The sequence below is a fragment of the Polaribacter atrinae genome (assembly GCF_038023995.1).
Taxonomy (GTDB): Bacteria; Bacteroidota; Bacteroidia; order Flavobacteriales; family Flavobacteriaceae; genus Polaribacter; species Polaribacter atrinae.
Window position 1 is genome coordinate 2,934,112 of sequence record NZ_CP150660.1, and the last position, 25,581, is coordinate 2,959,692.

26 protein-coding genes, 3 tRNA genes and 1 pseudogene are annotated in these 25,581 nt (G+C 30.8%); 16 read left to right on the plus strand and 14 right to left on the minus strand.

The window, feature by feature from the left end; genetic code table 11:
- Position 1: 1 nt before the first annotated feature.
- Positions 2-2,203: a S9 family peptidase gene (locus tag WG945_RS12750; protein ID WP_082864224.1), complete on the minus strand. Its 2,202-nt coding sequence runs from the start codon at positions 2,201-2,203 to the stop codon at positions 2-4.
- 145 nt (positions 2,204-2,348) lie between these two features.
- Here WG945_RS12750 and WG945_RS12755 point away from each other — a divergent pair.
- The 5 genes and pseudogenes from WG945_RS12755 to WG945_RS12775 all read left to right on the plus strand — a co-directional run.
- Positions 2,349-3,617 (plus strand): annotated as a pseudogene (locus WG945_RS12755) (hydroxymethylglutaryl-CoA reductase, degradative); the annotation flags it as partial.
- A gap of 108 nt (positions 3,618-3,725) precedes the next feature.
- A complete protein-coding gene (locus WG945_RS12760; RefSeq protein ID WP_231874628.1) occupies positions 3,726-4,076 on the plus strand; it encodes a DUF1569 domain-containing protein in 351 nt (116 codons plus the stop codon).
- 104 nt (positions 4,077-4,180) lie between these two features.
- Positions 4,181-5,110: a GYDIA family GHMP kinase gene (locus WG945_RS12765; RefSeq protein WP_068449491.1), complete on the plus strand. Its 930-nt coding sequence runs from the start codon at positions 4,181-4,183 to the stop codon at positions 5,108-5,110.
- 92 nt (positions 5,111-5,202) lie between these two features.
- A complete protein-coding gene (locus tag WG945_RS12770; protein ID WP_068449490.1) occupies positions 5,203-6,414 on the plus strand; it encodes an NAD(P)/FAD-dependent oxidoreductase in 1,212 nt (403 codons plus the stop codon).
- A 96-nt stretch (positions 6,415-6,510) separates the two neighbouring features.
- Positions 6,511-7,065: a thioredoxin family protein gene (locus WG945_RS12775; RefSeq protein ID WP_068449489.1), complete on the plus strand. Its 555-nt coding sequence runs from the start codon at positions 6,511-6,513 to the stop codon at positions 7,063-7,065.
- Positions 7,066-7,081: 16 nt separating this feature from the next.
- Here WG945_RS12775 and WG945_RS12780 read toward each other — a convergent pair whose 3' ends face one another.
- The 5 genes from WG945_RS12780 to WG945_RS12800 all read right to left on the minus strand — a co-directional run bounded on the left by WG945_RS12780 (position 7,082) and on the right by WG945_RS12800 (position 9,654).
- Positions 7,082-7,465: a VOC family protein gene (locus WG945_RS12780; RefSeq protein ID WP_068449488.1), complete on the minus strand. Its 384-nt coding sequence runs from the start codon at positions 7,463-7,465 to the stop codon at positions 7,082-7,084.
- 224 nt (positions 7,466-7,689) lie between these two features.
- On the minus strand, positions 7,690-8,187 hold the full coding sequence (locus WG945_RS12785; RefSeq protein ID WP_157603597.1) for a hypothetical protein: 498 nt from the start codon (positions 8,185-8,187) through the stop codon (positions 7,690-7,692).
- Positions 8,188-8,305: 118 nt separating this feature from the next.
- Positions 8,306-8,680, minus strand: coding sequence for a hypothetical protein (locus WG945_RS12790; RefSeq protein WP_068449486.1), 375 nt, complete (start codon positions 8,678-8,680; stop codon positions 8,306-8,308).
- 111 nt (positions 8,681-8,791) lie between these two features.
- Positions 8,792-9,025, minus strand: a complete 234-nt coding sequence (locus WG945_RS12795; RefSeq protein WP_068449485.1) for a hypothetical protein — start codon at positions 9,023-9,025, stop codon at positions 8,792-8,794.
- A gap of 11 nt (positions 9,026-9,036) precedes the next feature.
- Positions 9,037-9,654, minus strand: a complete 618-nt coding sequence (locus WG945_RS12800) for a thiamine diphosphokinase (protein WP_068449484.1) — start codon at positions 9,652-9,654, stop codon at positions 9,037-9,039.
- A gap of 71 nt (positions 9,655-9,725) precedes the next feature.
- On the opposite strand from WG945_RS12800, the gene WG945_RS12805 reads away from it, so the two are divergent.
- The 6 genes from WG945_RS12805 to WG945_RS12830 are packed head-to-tail and all read left to right on the plus strand — an operon-like array spanning position 9,726 to position 14,281.
- Positions 9,726-9,953: a LytR/AlgR family response regulator transcription factor gene (locus tag WG945_RS12805; protein ID WP_262501943.1), complete on the plus strand. Its 228-nt coding sequence runs from the start codon at positions 9,726-9,728 to the stop codon at positions 9,951-9,953.
- A 28-nt stretch (positions 9,954-9,981) separates the two neighbouring features.
- The gene (locus WG945_RS12810; RefSeq protein ID WP_068449483.1) at positions 9,982-11,061 is read left to right on the plus strand and encodes a diphosphomevalonate/mevalonate 3,5-bisphosphate decarboxylase family protein; all 1,080 of its coding nucleotides are present in this window, start codon (positions 9,982-9,984) and stop codon (positions 11,059-11,061) included.
- A gap of 24 nt (positions 11,062-11,085) precedes the next feature.
- Positions 11,086-11,481: a toxin-antitoxin system YwqK family antitoxin gene (locus WG945_RS12815; RefSeq protein ID WP_068449482.1), complete on the plus strand. Its 396-nt coding sequence runs from the start codon at positions 11,086-11,088 to the stop codon at positions 11,479-11,481.
- A gap of 54 nt (positions 11,482-11,535) precedes the next feature.
- Positions 11,536-12,462, plus strand: coding sequence for a mevalonate kinase family protein (locus tag WG945_RS12820; protein WP_068449481.1), 927 nt, complete (start codon positions 11,536-11,538; stop codon positions 12,460-12,462).
- A 4-nt stretch (positions 12,463-12,466) separates the two neighbouring features.
- Positions 12,467-13,384: a geranylgeranylglycerol-phosphate geranylgeranyltransferase gene (locus WG945_RS12825; protein ID WP_068449480.1), complete on the plus strand. Its 918-nt coding sequence runs from the start codon at positions 12,467-12,469 to the stop codon at positions 13,382-13,384.
- A 39-nt stretch (positions 13,385-13,423) separates the two neighbouring features.
- Positions 13,424-14,281, plus strand: a complete 858-nt coding sequence (locus WG945_RS12830; protein ID WP_068449479.1) for a pseudouridine synthase — start codon at positions 13,424-13,426, stop codon at positions 14,279-14,281.
- 233 nt (positions 14,282-14,514) lie between these two features.
- On the opposite strand, the gene WG945_RS12835 is transcribed toward WG945_RS12830, so the two are convergent.
- The 3 genes from WG945_RS12835 to WG945_RS12845 all read right to left on the minus strand — a co-directional run bounded on the left by WG945_RS12835 (position 14,515) and on the right by WG945_RS12845 (position 15,110).
- A tRNA-Leu gene (locus WG945_RS12835) sits at positions 14,515-14,600 on the minus strand.
- Between the two features lie 337 nt (positions 14,601-14,937).
- Positions 14,938-15,023, minus strand: a tRNA-Leu gene (locus WG945_RS12840).
- Between the two features lie 15 nt (positions 15,024-15,038).
- Positions 15,039-15,110 (minus strand) — tRNA-Gly (locus WG945_RS12845).
- A 343-nt stretch (positions 15,111-15,453) separates the two neighbouring features.
- Here WG945_RS12845 and WG945_RS12850 point away from each other — a divergent pair.
- Together WG945_RS12850 and WG945_RS12855 are read left to right on the plus strand one after the other, a co-directional pair.
- Entirely contained in the window at positions 15,454-16,623 is a 1,170-nt protein-coding gene (locus tag WG945_RS12850; RefSeq protein WP_231874621.1) for a sulfatase family protein, read from the plus strand.
- A gap of 60 nt (positions 16,624-16,683) precedes the next feature.
- On the plus strand, positions 16,684-16,971 hold the full coding sequence (locus WG945_RS12855) for a hypothetical protein (RefSeq protein WP_231874619.1): 288 nt from the start codon (positions 16,684-16,686) through the stop codon (positions 16,969-16,971).
- A 100-nt stretch (positions 16,972-17,071) separates the two neighbouring features.
- On the opposite strand, the gene WG945_RS12860 is transcribed toward WG945_RS12855, so the two are convergent.
- Both WG945_RS12860 and fbp read right to left on the minus strand, forming a co-directional pair.
- The gene (locus WG945_RS12860; protein WP_068449478.1) at positions 17,072-17,680 is read right to left on the minus strand and encodes a superoxide dismutase; all 609 of its coding nucleotides are present in this window, start codon (positions 17,678-17,680) and stop codon (positions 17,072-17,074) included.
- 113 nt (positions 17,681-17,793) lie between these two features.
- Positions 17,794-18,804: a class 1 fructose-bisphosphatase gene (gene fbp, locus WG945_RS12865; RefSeq protein ID WP_068449477.1), complete on the minus strand. Its 1,011-nt coding sequence runs from the start codon at positions 18,802-18,804 to the stop codon at positions 17,794-17,796.
- A gap of 175 nt (positions 18,805-18,979) precedes the next feature.
- On the opposite strand from fbp, the gene WG945_RS12870 reads away from it, so the two are divergent.
- The 3 genes from WG945_RS12870 to WG945_RS12880 are packed head-to-tail and all read left to right on the plus strand — an operon-like array spanning position 18,980 to position 22,577.
- Positions 18,980-19,459: a GNAT family N-acetyltransferase gene (locus tag WG945_RS12870; protein ID WP_068449476.1), complete on the plus strand. Its 480-nt coding sequence runs from the start codon at positions 18,980-18,982 to the stop codon at positions 19,457-19,459.
- A gap of 1 nt (position 19,460) precedes the next feature.
- Positions 19,461-20,714 (plus strand): aspartate kinase, encoded by a 1,254-nt coding sequence (locus tag WG945_RS12875; RefSeq protein ID WP_068449475.1) that lies wholly within the window; start codon positions 19,461-19,463, stop codon positions 20,712-20,714.
- Between the two features lie 54 nt (positions 20,715-20,768).
- Positions 20,769-22,577 carry a GNAT family N-acyltransferase gene (locus WG945_RS12880; RefSeq protein WP_068449474.1) on the plus strand — a complete coding sequence of 603 codons (1,809 nt, stop codon included), beginning with the start codon at positions 20,769-20,771 and terminating at the stop codon, positions 22,575-22,577.
- 199 nt (positions 22,578-22,776) lie between these two features.
- On the opposite strand, the gene WG945_RS12885 is transcribed toward WG945_RS12880, so the two are convergent.
- Genes WG945_RS12885 through proC form a run of 3 tightly spaced genes read right to left on the minus strand, consistent with a single transcriptional unit; the run spans position 22,777 to position 25,565 of the window.
- Positions 22,777-23,976: a glutamate-5-semialdehyde dehydrogenase gene (locus WG945_RS12885; RefSeq protein WP_068449473.1), complete on the minus strand. Its 1,200-nt coding sequence runs from the start codon at positions 23,974-23,976 to the stop codon at positions 22,777-22,779.
- A gap of 10 nt (positions 23,977-23,986) precedes the next feature.
- Positions 23,987-24,757, minus strand: coding sequence for a glutamate 5-kinase (gene proB, locus WG945_RS12890; protein ID WP_068449472.1), 771 nt, complete (start codon positions 24,755-24,757; stop codon positions 23,987-23,989).
- Position 24,758: 1 nt separating this feature from the next.
- Entirely contained in the window at positions 24,759-25,565 is an 807-nt protein-coding gene (proC, locus tag WG945_RS12895) for a pyrroline-5-carboxylate reductase (protein WP_068449471.1), read from the minus strand.
- Positions 25,566-25,581: the final 16 nt, after the last annotated feature.

A 25,581-nucleotide genomic window follows, 5' to 3' on the forward strand; every position in this document is an offset into this window, starting at 1 on the left:
TTTATTTAGTTGATTCTTTATTTAAATTTTCGTCGATAAAGTTAGTCATTTTTGTGTACAAATTTAAACGCATATTTCTTCCTTTATAAATTCCGTGTGCTCTGTCTGGTACAATAAACATATCAAATTGTTTATTAGCTTCAATTAAAGAATTTATCATTCTGTAAGAGTTTTGTACATGCACGTTGTCATCACCAGTTCCATGAACCAATAAATAGTTTCCTTTTAATTTGTCTGCATAATTAAATGGTGAGTTATCATCATAACCGCTTGCATTTTCTTGTGGAGTTTGCATATAACGTTCCGTGTAAACAGAATCGTAAAAACGCCAAGAAGTAACCGGAGCAACTGCAATTGCTGTAGTAAAAATGTCATTTCCTTTTAAAATACAATTTGTGCTCATAAAACCACCATAAGACCATCCCCAAATACCAACATTATTATTGTCGATGTAAGAACGTTCTACTAATTTTTTTGCTGCTGCAATTTGATCTTCTACTTCGTATTTACCCAATTCTTTCTGAGTTACCTTTTTAAAATCGGCACCTTTAAAACCAGTTCCACGTCCATCAATACAAACTACAATAATCCCTTTTTGAGCCAACATGTTATGCCAGTAATCATTACTTCCGTTCCAAGTATTCCCAACTTGTTGAGAACCTGGACCAGAATATTGAAACATTAATAATGGATATTTCTTGTTTTCATCAAAATCTAAAGGCTTAATCATCCACATATTTAAGTCGTTTCCGTTAATGTTAATTGTAGAAAACTCTTTAGGACTCATTTTATATGCCGATAATCTTTCTTTTAAAGCATCATTATTTTTGATCACCTTTAACATTTGTCCTTTAGCTGTGTATAAAGAATAAATAGGTGGTGTTTCTGCTGATGAATATGTGTTGATAAAGTAGTTTAAGTTTTTACTGAATGACGCATTATTTTGTCCGCTTTCATTACTTAATAACTGTTTCTTTTTTCCTTTTATGTTGATAGAATACACACCTCTATTGATAGATCCGTTTTCTACAGATTGATAATAGATAGTTTTCTTTTTTTCGTTAAAACCGTAGTAGTTGGTTACTTCCCAATCTCCTTTTGTAATTTGATTGATTAATTTTCCATTAAAATCATAATGATAAATATGGTTGTAACCATCCTTTTCGCTTGTCCAAATAAAACTGTTATCAGCTAAAAAAGTAAGATTGTCTGTAATATCTACATACGCTTTATCAGTTTCATTTAATAATAAAGAAGCAGTAGTATTTTGAGAATTAACTTTGTGTAGGTTTAAGTTATTTTGATGACGGTTTAAAGTCGTTGCAACTAAAATATCTGAATCATTAGACCATTTTATTCTAGGAATATATTCATAATCTCCCAAAGAAATTGTTTCTGTATTTTTAGATGAAAGCGTATACATATGTAAAGTCACATCTGCATTTTTCTCACCTGCTTTAGGATACTTAAAAACTTGTTGTGTTGGGTATAATTCTGTACCAACAACATCCATAGAAAAAGTAGGAACGTTGGTTTCATCAAAACGTAAAAATGCTAAATGCGTTCCGGTTTTATTCCATTCAAAAGCTCTTACAAAGGCAAATTCTTCTTCGTAAACCCAGTCTGTAATACCGTTAATTACTTCATTTATTTTACCATCGTTTGTAACTTGAGTAATTTTGTTTGATGCTACATTTTTAATGAAAATGTTATTGTTTTTTGCATAAGCAACATTTTTATTATCTGGAGAAAAAATAGGTTCTTGAATAGCTTCTCCAATTAAAGTCAGTTCTTTGGTAGCAATATCGTAGGCATAGTAAGTACCTTTTTTAGAATGACGATAAATTTGCTCAAAGTTAGTACCTAAAATAAGTTTGGTTTCATCATTGTTAAAACTGTAAGAAGAAAAGTTATTTAAGCCTTTTAAATTGGCACTATTTACAATCGTTTCTACTTTTTCTAATGTTTTATAGCTGTATTTGTCTACAGAAACCGATCTGGTTTGTCTATCATAGTCTAAAACAGCATAAAAATCACCATTCATAGAGTTTAAAGAATTCATTCTTTCTGCAGAAAACGTTCCGTTCCAGATTTCTTCTAGTGTAATTTCTTTTAAATTTGATGTTTGTTTTGAGTTTGTTTGTGCTAAAGATATGTAACTAGTTAATAATATAATAGTTACAAAAAAGATTCCTTTTTTCATTGTAGACCTTGGGATTTGATAAAAGTTTGCCAAGTTTACGGAAAAATCCATAAAAAATATCTTAAAAAATCAGAAAACTTGAATATCTCCTAATGTTTTAACAGTTTGACTTATCTTTGTTCTCGATACTTTTATACCCAAATGAATGAGCAAACTTATTTCAGGTTTTTCTAAGTTAACTAAAGATGAAAAGATTACGTGGTTAACAGAAAATTATTTCCATAATCAATCAGAAACTAAAGCTATTATTAAGCAGTATTGGAACGACAATAAAGATTTACAACAACTGCATGATGATTTTATAGAAAACACAATTTCTAACTTTTACATGCCTTTTGGTATAGCACCAAATTTTGTAATTAATAATAGAACCTATGTAATACCTATGGTTGTAGAAGAAAGCTCTGTGGTTGCAGCAGCTTCTTTGGTGGGGAAATTTTGGAGTACAAGAGGTGGTTTTAAAACAATGGTTATTGGTACTACAAAAATTGGGCAAGTCCATTTTATGTATGCTGGCGATAAAACTGAAATTGAAACCTATTTCAATAAAAACAAAACAGAATTATTTGCAGCTACGGCTTCCATCACTAAAAATATGGAAAAACGTGGCGGCGGAATTTTAGATATTAAATTAGTTGATAAAACTGATAAACTAGAAAACTATTATCAATTACATGTAACCTTTGAAACGAAAGATTCAATGGGCGCAAACTTTATCAATTCTTGTTTAGAGGCAATTGCTAAAAAGTTTGAAAAAGACGATATAGAAATTGTAATGAGTATTTTATCTAATTACGTTCCAGAATGTGTGGTTAGAGCAGAAGTGAGTTGTAAAATAGAAGAATTAGGAGGAGAGAATCCTCAAAAATTTGCAGAGAAATTTTATCAAGCTGTAAAAATTGCAGAAATAGAACCTTACAGAGCGGTGACGCATAATAAGGGAATTATGAATGGCGTTGATGCCGTTGTTTTAGCAACTGGTAATGATTTTAGAGCAGTAGAAGCAGGTGCGCATGCGTACGCGTCTAGATCAGGACAATATTCAAGTTTATCTCATTGTTCTATTGATGATGGAGTTTTTAAATTTTGGATAGAAATTCCTTTAGCTTTAGGTACGGTTGGTGGTTTAACAGGTTTACATCCTTTAGCAAAGTTATCTTTAGAAATGTTGCAAAAACCATCTGCAAGAACATTAATGCAAGTTATGGCTGCAGCAGGATTGGCTCAAAATTTTGCAGCTTTAAGGGCGTTAACAACTAAAGGAATTCAGCACGGACACATGAAAATGCACTTGCAGAATATCTTAAATCAATTTAATGCAACAGAAGAAGAAAAAGAGATAGTTACTGCTTTTTTTGATAAGAAAACAGTGACACATTCTGCGGTAGTAGAAAAGATAGATGCCTTAAGAAAACCAAACATTAATTGGATTGATTTTTTGGATAAAAATTTAGTGAGTTCTAAGTTGTATAAGATTGATAAAAATTCAAAACCTATTTTTGGAAAGATGAATGGACAACAAATGATAGAACATTTAAGTTTTTTACTTCAGATTTCTAACGGAAAAGTAGCTGCAGATTATTATGTTTCTGATGAGAAATCTGCAAGAAGAAAACCTTTTTTAAATACAGAAGGTGAATTACAAGTTGGTTTTAAAGCGCCTTTGTTGTCTGAAGAACCAAATGATTTAAAATTTAATTCCGTTGGTGAAGCTATAAATGATTTATTTATTCAAATTGATAATTTTAAAACTCATTTTGAAACAGCGAATGCTGAAAATCATCCTTTTTTTGGGGAATTAGATTATGCTTATTGGCAGAAATTTCATGTAAAACATTTTACACATCATTTTAAACAATTCGGATTGGTTTAAATTTGAATTGCAATGATTGATAAATATATTTTGGCTAATGCCATTTGTATGTAATTTGTTTATGTAATCCAGCTAAAGCTGGATGCAATTGATAAAAGATAATAATGAAGAACTATTATTCCAACGGAAAACTTTTACTAACAGGAGAATACCTGGTTTTAGATGGTGCTAAATCTTTAGCAATACCCACTAAATTTGGACAAGATTTAAGTGTTGAAAAAATAAAAGAACCTCAGATTATTTGGGGAAGTTTTACGCATACAGGAGAATGTTGGTTCGAAGCCGTTTTCGATTTACAAAAACTACGTTTGGTAAATTGTACATTTAATTCTGATAAAGAAGGAAATGCTGATGTAATAGCGGAAACGTTGTTAAGTATTTTGGTAGAAGCAAAAAGCTTAAATCCAGATTTTTTAAAATCAGAAAATGGGTTCATGGTAAAAACAAACCTTACATTTCCAAGAAATTGGGGATTAGGTACATCATCAACTTTAATAAACTCTATTGCTGCTTGGGCAAAAGTAGATGCTTTTCAATTACTTTGGAATTCTTTTAAAGGAAGTGGTTATGATATTGCTTGTGCTCAGAATAATACACCCGTTTTTTATCAAATAGAAAATAAAAAACCTGTTGTAGCACCTGTTGAATTCAACCCAAGTTTTAAAGAGAATTTGTTTTTTGTACATCTAAATCAGAAACAAGATTCTAAAGAAGGAATTGCAAAATTTAGAGAAAGTGATATCAGTTTTAATAAAGAAATAAAAAGAATTTCAGAGATTTCTGATGACTTTTTAAAAGTTGAATTCTTAGAGGAATTTGAGGATTTAATTGTAGAACATGAGCAAATTATTAGTTCTATTATCAAACTAAAACCGGTAAAAGAAAAATTATTTCCAGATTATTTTGGAGCCATAAAAAGTTTAGGCGCTTGGGGAGGAGATTTTGTACTAGTAACAGGAAATACTGAAACACCAACGTATTTTAAAAATAAAGGATTTACAACCATTCTTAGGTATAAAGAAATGGTTTTATAATAAAATTTTAGGTCTCGACTGCGCTCGACCTGACTACTAATATTCTAAATGTCTCATCGAGCGCAGTCGAGAGGTTTTATACAAGTTAAAAAATGAGTAAAGTAATAATTATTGGAGGTGGAGCAGCAGGATATTTTACAGCGATAAACGCAAAAGAAAATAACCCTGAATTAGATATTACGATTCTCGAAAAAGGGAAAGACGTTTTACAAAAAGTAAAAATTTCTGGAGGTGGAAGATGTAATGTAACACATGCTTGTTTTGAACCTAAAGAATTGGTGAAATTTTATCCAAGAGGAGAAAAAGAATTGCTAGGACCTTTTCATCAATTTATGACAGGTGATACTTTTGAGTGGTTCGAAAACAGAGGCGTTCCTTTAAAAATTGAAGATGATAATCGTGTTTTTCCAGAAGCAAATAAGAGTCAGGCTATTATAGATTGTTTTCAGAATGCTGTTGATAACTTAGGTATTAAAGTGTTCACAAACTGTGGTGTAAATTCAGTTTCTCAACAAGATAACAAATGGGTTATCAACACAAAAGAACAAGTTTTTGAAGCTGATAAATTAGTAATTGCAGCAGGAAGTTCTAAAAAAGTGTGGGAATTGTGCGAAACTTTAGACCATGATGTTATAGAACCTGTTCCGTCTTTATTTACCTTTAATATCAATGATAAACGTTTGGTAGATTTATTGGGAACTTCAGTACCAAACGCTACTGTAACGATTGCTGGAACAAAATTAGAAGCATCCGGACCTTTGTTAATTACGCATTGGGGAATGAGTGGACCTGCAGTTTTAAAATTATCAGCCTTTGGCGCAAGAATTTTAGCGGATAAAAATTATCAATACAACGTAGAAGTAAATTGGTTGTCTAGACCAACAGATAAAGTATTAAATGTTCTTTTAAATTTAAAAAAGAAAGAACCTAGAAAAACAGCTATTTTAAAATCTCCATTTGCTGAGGTTTCTAAAAGATTGTGGGAACGTTTTGTAATTGCAGCAGGAATTAAAGCGACTCAGAATTGGGCGGATTTAAATACTGCGCAATTAGAAGGTTTAGCAAATCAGTTAACAAAAGGAGTTTTTAATGCCAACGGAAGAACTACTTTTAAAGATGAATTTGTTACTGCCGGTGGAGTAGATTTAAAAGAAATTAATTTTAAACGTTTTGAAAGTAGAAAGCATAAAAACCTCTTTTTTGTAGGTGAAGTTTTAAATATCGATGCAGTTACTGGAGGATTTAACTTTCAGAATGCCTGGACAGGTGGTTTTATCTGTGCAAATGCTTTGGCAGAGGATTAAAATATAAAAAATGTCATTGCGAGGAATGAAGCAATCTCTTGGTTAAACAACAGATTGCTTCGTAACCTCGCAATGACAAATCAAAAGATAATTATTATGGCAAGAACAGAATCTAACGAGTTTAAAAACGGAACAAAAGCACCAAATTTTACTTTATTAAATACAGTTGATGATTCTTTGGTTTCTTTAAACGAAGCAAAAGGAGAAAAAGGAACAGTAATTATGTTTATTTGTAATCATTGTCCGTTTGTAATTCATGTAAATAGTGAGTTGGTAAAAATGGCAAATGACTATCAGCAAAAAGGAATTGGATTTATAGCGATAAGCTCTAATGATGTTGATAATTATCCGCAAGATTCGCCTGAATTGATGAGGCAATTGGCTAAAGAAGAAAACTATCTTTTTCCGTATTTGTATGATGAAACTCAGGAAGTAGCAAAAGCGTATGATGCTGCTTGTACACCAGATTTTTATGTGTTTGATGCCGATTTAAAAGCGGTTTATCACGGACAATTAGATGCTTCTAGACCAGGAAACGGAAAACCAGTTACAGGTATCGATTTAAGAACTTCTTTGGATTTTTTATTAGAAAATAAATCTGCTTTAGAAAACCAAAAACCAAGTATGGGTTGTGGTATAAAGTGGAAATAGTTTTTTTATTGATGAATTAAATATCATTGTTTACTTCAATCCAATATCCATTTGGGTCTTGAAAATACACTTGTTTAATACCATCTTTTCTAATATAATCTTTATTAGCTGTACCAAGCCAATCGGAATACTCAATTTTTAGTTCTTTTAGATAGCTTACAAATGAATCTATATCTGAAGTAGTTAAAGCAAAATGAACGGCTTTATTTGTTTTTACCTCAAAATCTGGACGCGGAATTATATGAAGTTGTTTGCTTTCTCCAAGTGATAACCATCTCGTTTTTGAGTTAGAAGAAGTATTTTCAATTTCTTTAAGATGAAGTACTTTCTGATAAAATGCTATAGATTCATCTACGTCTTTAACAGAAAGGGCAATATGATTGAATAAAAAAGTACGCATTTATAAAGTTTTATGAGGAGTTTACTTTTCCTAACAACAAAACTAATAAAGAATATTTAACTTCAATTGACGTACCTCTTTTATTTTAATCAAATTCAATATAGTTTTTTATGTCAATTTTAGGAAAACATCAATGAACTATTTGGTGTTGAGTGCTATATAAATAATAACGAACCTTATTTTGTATATATAAATTAGTAAGATCCGTTATTATTTTAAGGGTATTATGCAGCTTTATTTTGTTGCTGATTTTGAAGTAATGAATTAATTATTTTGTTCCATTTTTCTATAGAATCGAACTCGTTAACAGGTTGAAAGCTAATATCTGAATTAAAGAATTCTAGAGTAATACTAGGTTTATTTTTACCGATAACATTCAATTTTAAATTTAATTTATCAAGTGTTGTTTCGTTCTTTCCTAAAGACTTACTGATGTTGTTTATTTCACAGTTTTTAATTGTGTTAAGCTCTATAAATTGAAGGTCAACATTTTCTTTTGTTTTTTGTAAGAAAGAAATAGTGCGTTTTGTTTCGTCTAAACCAATAGCGTAAGATTCGCTAATTTCATAGTCTGTAATTTCAGAATTATGTTGTTTTGCAAAGTCTTTTAGCGAGTTTAATAATTCTTTTTCTTTATTTTTTTTGTTTTTATTTGTTAATACAAAAGGTAATGCACATAATGCAATACATATTACTCCTATTATTATTGTACCTAAATCCATTTTATGTTTTTTAATTTTTTTGATATACTGATTTTTATATGAAACGGTCATCCGTAACATATCAGTGTTTTATTATAACGACCTATTAAAGGTTGTTGTTAGTAAATAAAATAAAGGGTTACCAAAAATTATGGAAAGGAAAAATAAGATCAGACTTTCGCTGTCTAATTAGGGTGTTACTTAAGTAATTCTTATACTGTTTAAACTTAGAATTAAACTCAAGTTTAGTTGTATATGAAATTGCTAATAAATCGTCTGAAGACAATTTAAAATTGGGTAATGAAAATTCTAATACTTCAGAAACTAAGTTTTCTGACTGTTGTGTATGTGCATGAAACACTTTAGAAGCAGTAACTAAATACGCAAGCTGTTCTGTATCTTGTTTAGCATTTTGTTTGCTAAAATAAGATGTAGTATTTGCAGAAAGGTACATCCCAGAACAATAAATTGAAATGAGTAATAGTACTTTTAGTATTTGATGTTTTTGCTTCATTATTTTTTGTCATACAAGTTATGACACTACAAAATTAGTTAATTTTATAATAGGATTAATAAAAATGTTTATTTGTTGTAAAATATTTAACTATTATAAAATGAAACCAGATTACCCAACTTCACCTCGATGAGGTTTTAAGGCATCTCTATAGGTTTTCATGTCTTTTTCATCAACAGTAATAAAAGCAGCAAACAACCTTGGGTTCTTTTCTTCAATATCAATTTCATGAAAAGTTAAGTTTTCTAAAGCTGCAAATTCTTTTAAATGAATGGTATGATGTTTTGCGGTTTCTTGTGCATCAGGACCTCTAAAATCCCATAATAATTTTATTTTTCTACTCATTTTTTTTGTTTTTAATGGTTGATGAAAATGAATAATTCTCCGCTTTCAAAAGTAATTTTTATATCGTTTGTAATTGCCTTGTTTCTTGTGCCAATTCTTTCTCCGAAAGTTAAATCTTCCTTATCTAAAGGATATTGCAATCCTAAAGTACTAATGTTTTTTGTTTTAGGAAAAGGAACTAAAGAAATCGTTTTACCTGCAGAATTAGAAATAGTAGTGCTTTTATCCGCTAAAAAATAACGACTATGATTATCGAAAAAAGTAAGCTTTAATTTGTTTTTCCACTGAATTGTTGTGTGCAGGTTTCCTAAAAAATGGTCTTGTTCTTTTCCGCTTGCACCAAAAACATCAACGTTTTTAAAACCTTTATCGAAAAGAATCTGAAGGATTTTATCAAAATCTGTAAAATCCTGATTTGGAGTATGAATTACTTCAATATTTTCTGGAATGTTTTCTGGAATGTTTTCTATAGAATCAAAATCTCCGCTAATAAAATTGGGCTTGATTTTATTCTTTTCTAAAAATTGATAAGCGCCATCTGTAGCACAAATAATTTCATATTCCTCTAAATTAGGAATTGCTATTGGAGGTTCTCCGTTTAGAAGTAGAAAAACTTTTTTTGTATGCATAGAATGCAAAAATACCCATTTCAGAATTAATGCTACTTTGGTTGTAGATAATCTGTTGTCACTATATCAAAATTCATACAAAAGACACGGTTTTAGTAACTAGAGAAACGATTAGTAATTTAGAAATGAAATTGCCTTCTCAACAATTTTTAAGAATTCATAGGTCTTATATTATCAATTTAAGTAAAACAGATTCTTATACGAATGAATTTATTGAAATTGAAAAAAATGCAATTCCTATAAGTAGAACGTACAAAGAAAATGTACTTAAAAAGTTAAACGGAAATTCTTTGAAATAGTTTTATCTTTGATGTAAATTTTATACGTTTGGATACAGCACAATTTATTTCAAAATCAAAGAACAATTCAGTAGAAAAAGCAAGCTTTACTTGGCAAACACCAAGTAATATTGCATTGGTAAAATATTGGGGAAAGAGTAATCCGCAAATACCAAAAAATGCTTCTATTAGTTTTACTTTAAACAATTGTCATACCATTACTACAATTGATTTCGAGAAAAAAGAAACATCAGAAAAAGTAGATTTCGATTTGTTTTTTGAAGGAAAACAGAAAGATGCTTTTAAACCAAAAATTGCAGAATTCTTTACTAGAATACAAGAATATTGTCCGTATATTTTTGACTATAAAATGACCATTAATTCAGAGAATTCTTTTCCGCATTCTAGTGGTATTGCATCTTCCGCAAGCGGATTAAGTGCCATTGCTATGTGTTTAATGAGTTTAGAATCTGCCTTAAATCCTGATTTGTCAGCAGAGAAAATAAATAAAAAAGCTTCTTTCTTAGCGCGTTTAGGTTCTGGAAGCGCAAGTAGAAGTATAGAAGGACCAATGGTTGTTTGGGGAAAACATCCAGAAATAGAAGGCAGTTCAGATTTATTTGGTGTAAAATTTCCTTACAAAGTACATTCGATTTTCGAGAATTATCAAGATGCTATTCTATTGGTAGACAAAGGCGAAAAGCAAGTTTCTAGTACGGTTGGTCATAATTTAATGCACAATCATCCGTATGCAGAAAGTCGTTTTGCTCAGGCGAATGATAATTTATCTAAGATTTCAGAGATACTACAAAATGGAGACATAAAAGCTTTTATCGGTTTGGTGGAAAGTGAAGCATTAACATTGCACGCAATGATGATGACGAGCAACCCATATTTTATTTTGATGAAACCAAACACGTTAGAGATTATCAATAGTATTTGGGAATACAGAAATGAAAACGATAGTAATATCTGTTTTACCTTAGATGCTGGTGCAAACGTACATGTTTTGTATCCGGAGAATGAAAAAAAAGCTGTAAATCAATTTATAGAAAAAGAACTTTCTAAATACTGTCAAAAAAATCAGTATATTTATGATTCTGTGGGGTTTGGAGCAAGTAAAAAATAGGGTATTAGAATTAAAATAATTTAAATGAAAGTTTTTATAAAGTTACTATCAATTTTATTTTTCTTTTTTACAATAACTATTTCTGCACAAAAAATCACATGGTTAGATTCTGATTTAAAAGAAACAAATAAAACCAATTCTTCTTTTTATAAAGTAGTTTCTACGGATGAAAATGATGTAAAATACTACTACAAAAGTGGTAACATTTTTAGAAAAATAGGCTATTCTAAAGGCAAGTATGACGGCGTTTTTTCTGAATTTTATGAATCGGGTGAATTAAGAACTTCTGGAAGCTATGAAAATGGATTACAAGAAGGTGTTTGGAAGACGTATTATAGAAACGGAAAAAATAAGGAAAAAGGAAAATACGTTAAAGGTGAAAAAGTTGGTGTTTGGAAAACTTTTTACAAGAATATTTAATATTTCTACCTTAATATAATAAGTTGTATTTTTGCAGTACTATAAAAAAGAAAAATGAAAGGACCATTATTTTATGCTAAAATCCTTCTCTTTGGAGAATACGGAATCATCAAAGATTCCAAAGGTTTAGCAATTCCATTTAACGCGTATAGAGGCGCTTTAAAAACTTCGTCTAATTTATCTGGAAACCGCAAGGTGTCAAATGAAAATTTAGAGCGTTTTTACAATCATTTATCTGCTTTAGAAACAGATTTAGTTACTTTTAATTTAATCGATTTAAAGATAGATATAGATAATGGAATGTACTTTGATTCTTCTATACCACAAGGTTATGGAGTAGGGAGTTCTGGTGCTTTAGTAGCTTCTATTTATGATAAATATGCCGCTGATAAAATAACGGTATTAGAAAACTTAACAAGAGAAAAGCTGTTAAAGTTAAAACAGGTTTTTTCTTTAATGGAATCTTTTTTTCATGGTAAAAGTTCTGGTTTAGATCCTTTAAACAGTTATCTGAGCTTGCCCATTTTAATCAATTCTAAAGACAATGTAGAGCCAGCAGGTATTCCTTCTCAAAAACAAGGAAAAGGTGCCGTTTTCTTGTTAGATTCTGAGCAAATTGGTGAAACTGAACCTATGGTAAACATCTTTATGAATAAGATGAAAAACGAAGGTTTTAGAAAAATGATAAGTGAAGAGTTTGCAACTACAACAGACGCTTGTATAGAAGATTTCTTAGGCGGTAACGTAAAATCTTTGTTTGGTAATGTAAAGTCATTATCTAAAATAGTTTTAAAGAATTTTAAACCGATGATTCCAGATGCTTTTCATAAAGTTTGGGAAAACGGAATTAAAACAAATGATTATTATCTGAAACTTTGTGGTTCTGGTGGTGGTGGTTACATTTTAGGTTTTACTGAAGATTATGAAAAAGCTCAAAAAAGTCTTAAAGACTACAAGTTAGAGCTGGTTTATAGATTCTAAATGTATGCTTAGTTTTAAGGTCAAAAAAAATATTTTTAAACTTTTAAGCTTAGTTTCTGTTATCAGGGGGTATAATATCCTTGTTTTAGTTTTAGCGCAATATTTAGCGGCTATCTTTGTTTTTTCGCCTTCAAAATCTCTTAGAAACATTATTTTTGATATAGACTTGCTACATATTGTTTTAGCAAGTATATGTGTTGTGGCGTCTGGTTATATTATTAATAATTTTTATGATGCAAAAGTAGACCGTATCAACCGTCCTTTAAAAGCGGGGTTAGATAATTATGTAAAGCAGTCTACTAAATTAAAACTATATTTTACTTTAAATTTTTTAGGTTTTATTTTTGGCTATTTAATATCTGTTAGAGCCGCTTTATTTTTTGCTATTTATATTTTTGCTATTTGGTTTTACTCTCACAAGCTTAAAAAATATCCTTTTACGGGCTTAGTTTCTGCTACAGTACTTACTATTCTTCCCTTCTTTGCGGTATTTGTGCATTTTCAGAATTTTTCTAAAATCATTTTTGCGCATGCAGTTTTCTTATTTTTAGTCCTTATGGTAAGAGAATTACTAAAAGATTTGCAGAGTATGAAAGGGGCAATAGTAAATAATTATGATACATTTCCTGTAGTTTACGGAGAGGTAAAAACAAAACAATTATCAATATTCTTATTAGTTTTAACGCTGTTTCCTATTGTAGTTTTGTTTAGTTATCCGGCATTAAGTTATATGAGATATTATTTTTATTTTGCCTTGTTTGTTCTAATTTTTCTAGGTTTTTATTTATGGAACTCTTCAGAAGTAAAACAATATAGATTGATGCATAATGTTTTGAAAGTCTTACTTTTAATAGGTGTTTTCTCTTTAATTTTTATTGATACCTCTCTAATTGTAGAAAAAGTAATAGACCGATTGAATTAGGTTTTTTTTTGCTTATTTTTGCAAAAAATATTTTAAGTAATGAATTCAAATAAAAACTCGTCGAGAGGACGACAAGAAGGTAAAAAAAGTACTCCTTTAAGTAGAAAAAGCAAACCTTTAGCTAGAAAAACTCCGAAGAAAACTTTTACCAAAATTAAAGAAACTCCAAAAGCTAATAATGATGCTTCAGGTATCCGTTTAAACAAATACATTGCAAATTCAGGAGTATGTTCTCGTAGAGAAGCAGATACTTATATTGAGCATGGTAGTGTAGAGGTAAATGGAAAGTTAGTTACAGAAATGGGGTATAAAGTTCAACCAGACGATATTGTTCGTTTCGATGGAACTTCTATTACACCAGAACAAAAAAGATATATTTTACTGAATAAGCCTAAGAACTACATTACCACAATGGATGATGATAGAGGTAGAAAAACAGTAATGGAGTTAATTGCAAATGCTTCAAAAGAAAGAATTTACCCTGTAGGTAGGTTAGATAGAAACACAACAGGTTTATTGTTGTTTACTAATGATGGTGATCTAGCAAAAAAATTAACACACCCAAAACATAACGTTCGTAAACTATATCACGCGTCTCTAGATAGAAAATTAGAGTTAAGAGATTTAGAGAAATTACGAGGAGAAGTTATTATTGAAGGTAGAAAAGTATTTATTGATGCTGTTTCTTATGTAGATGGTCAGCCAAAATCAGAAATTGGTATTGAAATTCATTCTGGTAGAAATAGAATTGTTCGTAAAATATTTGAACACGTTGGTTATAAAGTAAGCAAACTTGATAGAGTTGTTTTTGCTGAATTAACTAAGAAAAACTTACCGAGAGGTAGATGGAGAGAGTTAACTAATTTAGAAGTTACCAATCTTCAGATAATGAAATAGAATCATTAAAAATCCAGCTTTTAGCTGGATTTTTTTTACCTATAAGTCGTGTAGATTTTATGTTAGCACGGAGTTATAAGAGCGTGTTGATTGATAATGAGGTTGTGTTATTCTTATACTCTTAAAGGAGTAGAATATTCAGGTATAACAACAAAAGAGGTTAAATAACTTGGGCGGAAAGTTCGTAAATGCAAAAAACCGTTGAAAATCAAAAAGATTAACAACGGTTATTGTACTGAAGGCGGGACTTGAACCCGCACGGCCATTACTGACCACTGGATTTTAAGTCCAGCGTGTCTACCAATTCCACCACTTCAGCATGGTAATTTATATATAAAGTAAAATTTGATTACTAAATCAAAACTTACTTTTATTTTAAAATGAACTTTTTAATACTTGTCCTTATTTCTAAGGAGTGCAAATATACTACGTTTAATGATAGTTCACAATATTTAAAAGGAAAAATAATTAATTATTTTTATGTTTTTTTGTAAGTAATTAATATCCGGTTGTTTAAGTGTGTTTTTTTTATTGAATACAACGATGCTAACTGTGTTGTTTTCTAAAATAAAGTTAATAAAAAGATAGGGGTAGGCGAGTTGTCGGGGTAAAAGCAAAAAACCGTTGAAAATCAAAAAGATTAACAACGGTTATTGTACTGAAGGCGGGACTTGAACCCGCACGGCCATTACTGACCACTGGATTTTAAGTCCAGCGTGTCTACCAATTCCACCACTTCAGCATGGTAATTGAATAGAGCGAAAGACGGGATTTGAACCCGCGACCCCCACCTTGGCAAGGTGATGCTCTACCCCTGAGCTACTTTCGCAGTCATAATTTTAAAAGAACTTTTCTTTTTAATTACCCTTATTCCTAAGAGCGGTGCAAATATAATATCTTTTATGGTTCTGGCAAATTTTTATTTCGTTTTTTTTATATTTTTTTATTGGTATTTATTTTACATGATAAATTGGTTCTTGATGCTGAAATTACTTCATCTAAGAGTGTCGTAATTTAGCTTTTGGGGATTAGAAGGTTGTTTTTGTAGTAAACAACGCTATAACTATATCTTTTCTTAAATGTATAGTCTCTTTTAATTTGAAGAACGTTCATAGAAAATAATTTTACAAATTATCCGTAGATTTACGAGGTAACAATTAATGTGTTTAAATATGAAATTAATAAAATATGTAGCTTTTCTTTTTTTAGTGCTTATTGGAATATCATCTTGTAAAAAAACATCAGAAAAAATGGTTATAAATGATGTTAAAAACCAGCAGCCTAATATTATTTGGTTAATGGCAGAAGATATGAGTACCGATTTGGAAATCTATGGAATGCCAAACGTAAAAACACCACATTTAAATAAAATGGCATCAGAAGGTATTCGTTTTGATAATGCTTTTGTAACAAATCCAATATGTTCGCCAAGTAGATCTGCAATGATGATTGGTACACATCAAGTTAAAACAAACTCACAACATCATAGAAGTAATAGAAAGGTGCCTCTAGATTCTATATATAAACCGTTTACAAAATTATTAAGAGATGTAGGTTATACTACAATATTAGGTCATCATGGAGTGATGAAAAAAGGAAGGAAGACAGATGTTAATTTTAAAAGTAAGCCTATTGGGAAATGGGATGGAAAAACGGAGTTTGGTTTGTTTGATAAATATGATACGTTTACAAAAGAAGATCAACCTTTTTTTGCTCAGATACAATTAGATGTTACACATAGGGGAGATTGGTGGGATGACGTTAGAGAGAAGTCTAAACATCCTGTAGATCCTAAAACGGTAACATTGCCTCCGTATATGGCGGATGATGCTGCAATACGATTGGATTGGGCTAAGTATTTAGATCAAATTGAATATATGGATAATGAAGTTGGAATGATTTTTAAGGAATTAGAAGACAAGGGAATGGCGGACAACACTATTGTGATCTTTATTGGAGATAATGGGCGTTGTAATATCCGTGGAAAGGGGTATTTACAAGATACTGGGTTAAGAATTCCTTTTATACTGTATTACCCGAAGCAATTTAAAGGTGGTCAAGTTAGAAAAGACGTGGTTTCATCAACAGATATTACAGCTACAATTGTAGATTTTGCAGGGGTTAAAGTTCCTGATTATATGACCGGAAAACCAATTTTTAAGAAAGACTTTGAGAGGGAGTTTGTTTACTGTACAAGAGATTTATGGGACGAAATTGAAGAGAAATCTAAAGCTGTAACATCTGGAGATTGGTCTTATATTAAAAATGAGAAACTAGAGATACCTTATGATGCACAACAAGCGTATTTAGAGTGCTGTACATGTGATGAGAAAACTGTATAAAGAAGGTAAATTAAATGACGCTCAAAACCATTTTTTGAAGCAACAAAACCTAAAGAAGAGTTGTATAATTTAAAAGAAGATCCACATCAGTTAAATAACTTAGCTTCTAATGAAAAGTATAAAGAGATATTAGAAAAGCTACGTGTAAAAACATTAGAATTCGAGAAAGCTATGACTCCAGATAATTATGTTTATAATCCGGCTCATGTTCCAGGTTTGGCTTTTGTTAAATGGTTTGAAAAAGAACATCCAAAAGCACATCAGCAAATGAAAGAAGGTGTTAAGGTTGGTTATAAAAAATATAGTAAAGCTTATAAAGAGTATTTAAAAAAGAGCAATAGCAAGTAAAAGCATCCTAAATTTAGGATGCTTTTTTTATGAAAATTAGTAATCTTACTCTTAAGTTAATTCACTTTATGAGTGAGATGTCTAAAAACAACTTTGTTGCTTATTTTGCTGCTGCGTAACGTTTTTCAACTTCGTTCCAGTTAATTACATTAAAAAATGCATTAATATAATCTGGTCTTCTGTTTTGGTAGTTTAAGTAGTATGCATGTTCCCAAACGTCTAATCCTAAAATAGGAGTTCCGCCACAAGTAACACCTGGCATTAATGGATTGTCTTGGTTTGGAGTAGAACAAACTTCTACTTTACCTCCTGGTAAAACACATAACCAAGCCCAACCAGAACCAAACTGAGTAGCTGCTGCTTTAGAAAAAGCGGCAATAAAATCATCTTTAGTACCAAAAGCAGCTTCAATAGCATCTTTTAATTCACCAGATAAATATCCTCTATCATTTGGGTTTAAAACAGTCCAGAATAAAGAATGATTGTAAAAACCACCACCATTATTTCTAACTGCACCATTGCTCATGTCTAAATTAGTAAGAATATCTTCAATAGATTTTCCTTCTAAATCTGTACCTGCAATTGCGTTGTTTAAATTATTTGTATATCCTTGGTGATGTTTGCTATGGTGAATTTCCATAGTTTTTGCATCAATATTTGGTTCTAACGCATCGTAAGCGTATCCTAATTCTGGTAATTGAAAAGCCATTTTTTTATGTTTTTAAAAAGTTAGTATTTTATTTACGATTGTAAAATTAACCATAAATGGATGGTTTTACAAACAATTTATGGTTTGATAATTTATTACAGTATAAATAAGATTTATTCTCCGTGTATTTGCATAAATTCTTCTAGTTGGTTTACCATGTTTTTGCTTCCACAAATAAAAGGAACCCTTTGATGTAATTCTGTTGGTTCTACATCCATTGTTCTTGTATAACCATCAGAAGATTTTCCGTTAGCTTGTTCTGCTATAAATGCCATTGGGTTACACTCGTATAATAAACGTAATTTTCCATTAGGATTTCTAGAGCCTTTCGGGTACATATAAATCCCTCCTTTTATCATATTTCTATGAAAATCAGATACTAAAGAGCCAATGTATCTACTGGTATAAGGTCTGTCTCCTTCTTCTTCCTGACAGTATTTAATGTATTTTTTTACACCTAAAGGAAAATCTAAATAATTCCCCTCGTTTACAGAATACATGGTTCCGTCTTCTGGGAACTCCATATTTGGGTGAGATAAGTAAAAAGAACCAATTGCAGGGTTTAATGTAAAACCATTAACACCATCTCCAGTAGTGTAAACAATCATTGTAGAGGTACCGTAAACTATATAACCAGCAGCAACTTGTGCACTTCCTTTTTGTAAAAAATCTTTTAATTCTACAGGAGTACCTGTTGGAGTAATACGTCTATAGATAGAGAAGATCGTTCCTACCGAGACATTTACATCAATATTAGACGAGCCATCTAAAGGATCAATTAAAACAACATATTTATTTTGATGATTCTCATCATTACTATTAATAGAAATAAAACTATCTTCTTCTTCACTAGCAATACCACAAACAATATTCCTTCTTGTTAAAGTCTGTATAAACTTATCATTAGCATACACATCTAATTTTTGTTGATCTTCACCTTGAATATTTGTGTCTCCAGCTGCACCAATAATATCAACTAAACCAGCTTTGTTAACTTCATGGTTTACCACTTTTGCTGCTAATCTTATAGAGTTTAAAAGACTAGAAAGTTCTCCAGAACTATATTTAAAAGCATGTTGATGTTCAATAATAAATTCACCTAAAGTTTGTTTTTTTCCTGTCATTTTGCGTGTTGTGTTGTTAATTTTAACAAATATCTATTTTTTTAAAGTTACTACAACGTTTTAGTTGTTTAATTTTTCTTCAGAAATTTAAACAATTCAAAAATAATTGTCTAAAATCTTCAAATATTTTTGGTAGATATGTAAATAACTATCTTTGATTAAAATTTATAAAAAGATGGATTTTATTGTAAGATTAGGACAACAAAAAGACATGCAATCTGTATTTAATTTAATTACAGAATTAGCCGTTTTTGAGAAAGAACCAGATGCTGTAGAAATTACCGTAGATGATTTAATAAAAGATGGTTTTTCTAAGAATCCTAAGTTTAAGGTTTTTGTTGCTGAGCAAGAGAATACTATTATTGGAATTGCTTTATTTTATGAGCGTTATTCTACTTGGAAAGGTAGTGCTATTCATTTAGAAGATTTAATTGTTACGCAAAGTAAACAGAAAATAGGTGCCGGAAAAGCATTGTATACAGCTGTTTTAAAATATGCGCATGACCATAATTTTAATAGAGTTGCATGGGAAGTAATCGATTGGAATACCAATGCAGTAGAATTTTATAAAAGTACTGGAGCCACTTATTTAAATGATTGGTCTGTGGTGCAAATGGACAAAGAAAACTTATCAAAATTTATTCAAAATAATTAAAATGAAGATTTTTAAATTTGGAGGAGCGTCTGTAAAAGATGCAGCAAGTGTAAAAAATGTAACACAGATTTTACAAAGCGAAGGAACGGAAAGTACAGTAGTTGTAATTTCTGCAATGGGTAAAATAACCAATGCTTTTGAAGAGGTTATAGACGCATACTATAATAAGACAGATAAGTTGTCTGAAAACTTAGGTGTTATAGAAGACTTCCATAAAAATTTAATGAATGATTTGTTTGATAAAGATGATGAAATTTATAAAGAAATAGATATTCTTTTAGGGGAGTTAAGCTGGTTCTTAGCAAGAAATACCTCGCAGAGATATAATTATGTATATGATCAAATTATCTGTTTTGGAGAGCTTTTATCAACAAAAATAGTAAGTGCGTATTTAACCAAAATAGGTGTAGAAAATAATTGGTTTGATGTTAGAAACTACATAAAAACAGATAGTAATTATAGAGACGCAAAAGTAGACTGGGATTTAACACAAGGTATTATCAGTAATAAATTAGATGCCTCTAAATTAAATATTACCCAAGGATTTATTGCTGCAAATGATACAGAAAACACCACTACTTTAGGTAGGGAAGGATCTGATTATACGGCAGGTATTTTTGCGTATTGTTTAAATGCCGAAAATGTAACTATTTGGAAAGATGTACCAGGAGTATTAAATGCAGATCCAAGAGTATTTTCAGACACTACTTTATTAGAACAAATTTCTTATGAAGAAGCGATAGAAATGGCGTTTTATGGTGCATCTGTAATTCACCCAAAAACGTTACAACCATTAGAAAGAAAAGATATTCCGTTGTTGGTGCGTTCTTTTGTAAATCCTAAAGAAACCGGTACTCGAGTTTCTAAAGGAACAAGTTTGGTGCCTTCTATTCCTTGTTTTATTGTAAAAAAGGATCAGATTTTAGTTTCTATTTCTGCATTAGATTTCTCTTTTATGGTAGAAGATAACATTAGTTATATTTTTAAAAAACTACACGAATATCAATTAAAAGTAAACTTAATACAGAATTCTGCAATTAGCTTTTCTGTTTGTATCGATAATAAATTTAACAAGTTTGATGAATTTTATAATGAATTAAAAACACAGTTTAAAATTGATGTTCAGAAAGGTATAGACTTGTTTACAGTACGTCATTTTGATGATAAAGCAATTACAAGTATCGAAGAAAAAGGAAAATCTCTGTTGACGCAAGTAAATAAAGAAACTATTCAAATTGTTTTAGAATCAAATTAATAATTTGATAAATGATTTTTTTAGTATGTTTGCATTTCCGTCTAATTATAATTTATGGCATTAGTAACATCTAAGGAGATTTCGCAAGTAGTTGGTTTGCAAAGGTTTGGTTTTTTAGGAACCTTCGTTGGGTGGATTCTTTTAAGGATACTTCGTATTTCTGCCATTAATAGAGTGTATGAAAAAAACAAAAACAAAACTGATTTAGATTTTTTAAACGGAATTTTAGATGATTGTAACATTAAATTTGAAATTCCGGAAGAAGACTTAAAAAGAATTCCAAAAGAAGGACCTTTTATAACTGTTTCTAACCATCCTTTAGGTGGTATAGATGGTGTTTTACTGCTAAAACTGCTAATAGAAAAAAGAGCAGATTATAAAATTATAGCTAATTTTTTATTGCATAGAGTAGCCCCTTTAAAACCTTATGTAATGCCAGTCAATCCTTTTGAAACAAGAAAGGATGCAAAGTCTAGTGTTGCCGGAATTAAAAGTGCATTAATGCATTTAAAAGAAGGATATCCTTTAGGTATTTTTCCTGCAGGAGAAGTTTCTACTTACAAAGATGGAAAATTAAACGTAGATAAAACATGGGAAGAAGGAGCTGTAAGGTTTATTAAAAAGGCCAATGTACCGGTAATTCCTATTTATTTTCATGCAAAAAATAGTCGTTTATTTTATTTTTTATCAAAAATATCAGACACTTTAAGAACAGCTAAATTACCTTCAGAAGTAATGTCTCAAGGAGGTAAAGTAATAAAGGTAAGAATAGGAAAGCCTATTTCTGTTAAAGATCAAGAAGAGTATAAAGAGATTTCTGCTTTTTCAGAATTTATTAGAAAGAAAACCTATATGCTTGCAAATCCTTTTGAGAAAGCACATAAATTAATTTCTACCCAAAATTTAAAGATTCCTAAAAAGGCTGCTAAAAAAATTGTTGCACAAAGAAGTGTAAATTTATTTGTAAAAGAAGTAGATGCTTTAAGAGCTGGAGATGGTAGATTGTTAGAAAGTAAGAATTACGAGGTGTTTTTTGCATGCGCCAAAGAGATTCCTAATTTGTTACATGAAATTGGTAGATTACGCGAAATTACCTTTAGAGAGGTTGGTGAGGGAACTAATAAAGAAATAGATTTAGATAAGTTTGATAAATATTACCACCATTTATTATTGTGGGACAGAGAAGCAAACTGTTTGGCAGGAGCCTACAGAATGGGACTTGGAAAAGCAATCTATAAAAAATATGGTATTAATGGATTTTATATTCAAACCTTGTTTAGGATAGAGCCAGAATTATATCAAATGATGGACAATACCATAGAAATGGGTAGAGCCTTTATTATTGGTGAATATCAACAAAAACCAATGCCATTATTTTTATTGTGGAAAGGAATTGTACATGTTACTCTTCGTTACCCAGAATATAAATATTTAATGGGTGGCGTTTCTATTAGTAATCAGTTTTCAGATTTCTCTAAATCGTTAATGATAGAGTTTATGAAATCTCATTATTACGATCCATATATTGCGCAATACATTCACCCGAAGAAAGAATACAAAGTAAAATTAAAAGACGGTGATAAAGATTTTGTATTTGATGCAACCAAAGCAGATATGCAAAAGTTCGATAAAATTATCGATGAAATAGAGCCAGGAGCATTAAGAATTCCGGTATTGATTAAAAAATATGTGAAACAAAACGCGCGATTGGTTGCGTTTAATGTAGACCCTAAATTTAATAATGCCGTAGATGGATTAATGTATATTAAGGTAGCAGACATACCAGACAGTACGGTAAAACCTGTTATGGAAGAATTTCAGGCAGAGTTAGAGCGTAAGGCTACGGAGTTACAGAATAAGTAATAGATATTTGTAATTTGGGCGTTACCCAAAAGGGTCGGGCTTTATGTTACAAGTCCTCGGTCGTTCCTCCCTGTGGGCTTTTCACTACAATCCCTAACGCGGGGTTGTTATATAAAACAGTATTCTAATTATTTTTATAAACTTCTGATTTCCCTTTTAAGACAGGGAAATCAAAAGTGAATATGGTTATTAAAGTAACTTACACTCGTACATTACCGTCTCCAATAATATAATATTTATTAGTCACTAATTTTTTTAATCCTAACGGGCCTCTGTGGTGTAGTTTGTCTGTACTAATAGCTAATTCTGCGCCAACACCTAACTGACCACCATCTGTAAACCTTGTCGATGAATTTTTATAAACTGCAGCACAATCTACTTGTTGCATAAAGTTATCTGCATTTTCATCATTTGTGGTCATTATTGCTGCAGAATGTCCTCCGGAATATTTATTAATCATTTCGGTAGCTTCGTCTAGGTTATCTACAGCACCAATACAACATTTTAAGGCTAAGAATTCTTCTTTCCATACACTATCTTCAGGAATCACAGCTTCGTCTGTTAATACTTTTTTAATGCTTTTATCAACTAAAATAGTTACGTTTTTTTCTTTTAAAACAGCTTGTAAGTCTTTTAATTTAGACTCGTAATTTTCTATCTTTTTATTGATAAGAATTTTGTCTAACGCATTACAAGCAGAAATTTTAGCTGTTTTTGCATTGATGATCACGGCTAAGGTTTTGCTCCATTCTGCGCTTTCATCAATATAGATAAAATTATTTCCTCGTCCGCTAATTAAAACAGCACATGTTGCATGTTCTTTTACAAAACTAATTAAGCGTTCGCCACCTCTTGGTACAATTAAATCTAATTGTTCTGTTGGGTTTCTTAAGAACTCTTGTGTTTCTGTTCTGTCCATTTGCAAGAACTTTATATAATCTTCACTTAGATTATTTTCTGTTAATGCCTTGTGCCAAAAATCTACTAATATTTTATTACTGTATAAGGCTTCTTTACCACCTTTTAATAATATTCTATTGTTAGATTTAAAGGCTAAAACGGCTGCTTCTACAGTAACATCTGGTCTCGATTCATAGATAATCATGATGGTACCAAACGGAGCTGTTTTATTAGTTACTTTTAATCCGTTCTCTAAAGTAATATCACTTATAATTTGATTTACTGGGTCTTCTTGCGCTTTAACTTCGTTGATGGCTTTTATCATTCCATCAATTTTTTGATCGTTTAAAATCAAACGATCAAACATTGCTTGATCTTCTTTATTAAAAGCGTCTAAATCTCTTTTGTTCGCTTTTAATAATGCTTCTCGATTTTCATCAAGAATCTTCGTCATGCTGGTTAATACGTTATTTTTAATGGTTGTTTCTAATAATTTCATCTTGTAGATTTTAAAGTGCCACTTTTGTACCGACAGATTTTCCGTCAATAATATCAATAATGGTGTTATCTCTTTTTCCGTTTGCAATATAGGTAGGGATGTTGTTTGATGCAGCTTCTTGTGCATAATCTAGCTTAGAACCCATTCCGCCTCTACCTTCTCCAGGTTTCTTATTGCTATCTTTTATGTATTTGTCTAGATCTTCATCTGGATTTACATTGGTAATTAAATTACTGCTTTCTGCTTCTGGATGTCCTGTATACAGACCATCAATATCGGTTAGAATAATTAATTTATCAGCATTTATTAACTGTGCAATTAAACTAGCTAGTTCATCATTGTCAGAAAACATAGACATGGTTACAGATACAGCGTCATCTTCATTGGCAATAGGTATTACGCCTTCTGCTAACAAACCTTCGCAACAATTAATCATATTTTGTCTGTGTACACCCGGAGTAAAATCTCTCTTTGTTGGTAGTACCTGTGCGCACTTCATTCCGTAATCATTAAAAAGATTGTAGTAATGACGCATCATTCTTGGTTGCCCAATAGCAGAGTATACTTGTCTTCTTTGGGTATCATTTTCAATACTAGATTCACCTAGAATTTCTTTTCCTGCAATTACAGATCCAGAAGAAACTAGGATGCAAATAATTCCACGTTCGTATAATTCTGCAACTTGTTTTACCAAACGTCTTAATACAGGTCTAACAATTCTGTTATCTCTGTTTGTCATTACGTTGGTACCTACTTTTATTACTATTCTTTCTTTATACATTTTAATTTTCTTTACCCATTTCTACAGCCCTATTAAAAGCGGCAAAAGCGGCGTCTTTAATTAATTCGTTTACATTATTATCTTCCATAGAATCTAAGGCAGCACGTGTAGTCCCCCCTTTAGAAGCAACTTTTTCCATCCAAGAATTTGGCGATAAATTAGATTGGTTAAATAATTCTATGGCACCTGTAAAAGTCTGACTTACCAAAATAGAAGAATCGTTTTTAGAAAAGCCCATTTTTAGTGCAGCCTCCATCATACTTTGCATAAAGTAAAATACATAGGCAGGTCCACTCCCAGAAATTCCTGTAGAAGCATCAATGAATTTTTCACTATTAACCTCCATAGATTTACCTGTTGTATCTAGTAAACTTTCTATGGTTATTTTTTCTAATCGAGATACTTCTTCTGATGTTACATAAGACGTTAATCCTTTACCTATTTGAGCAGGTAAATTTGGCATTGCTCTTATTATTTTGTGAAGTCCAGAGTATTTTTTTATGTTTTCTATATTAACACCAGCCATAATAGATACAATTACCTGCCCTGGTTTTGTAAAAGGTTTTAATGCTTTAAATAGTTTTTCTGCATGGTAAGGTTTTACGGCAATAAAGATAATGTCTGCTTTTGGTACACAGTCTCCTAGTTCTTTAAATGCATCAAAATGAGATATTTCATTCAATTCTTCTAACTTTTCTGCAGAATTGTCTAAAACCATGATGTTTTTTTTCTTTAACAATCTAGACTTAGACATTCCTTGAGCATACGTTAGCCCCATATTTCCTGCTCCAATTACTAATATTTTCATTTTTCTATATTAAATG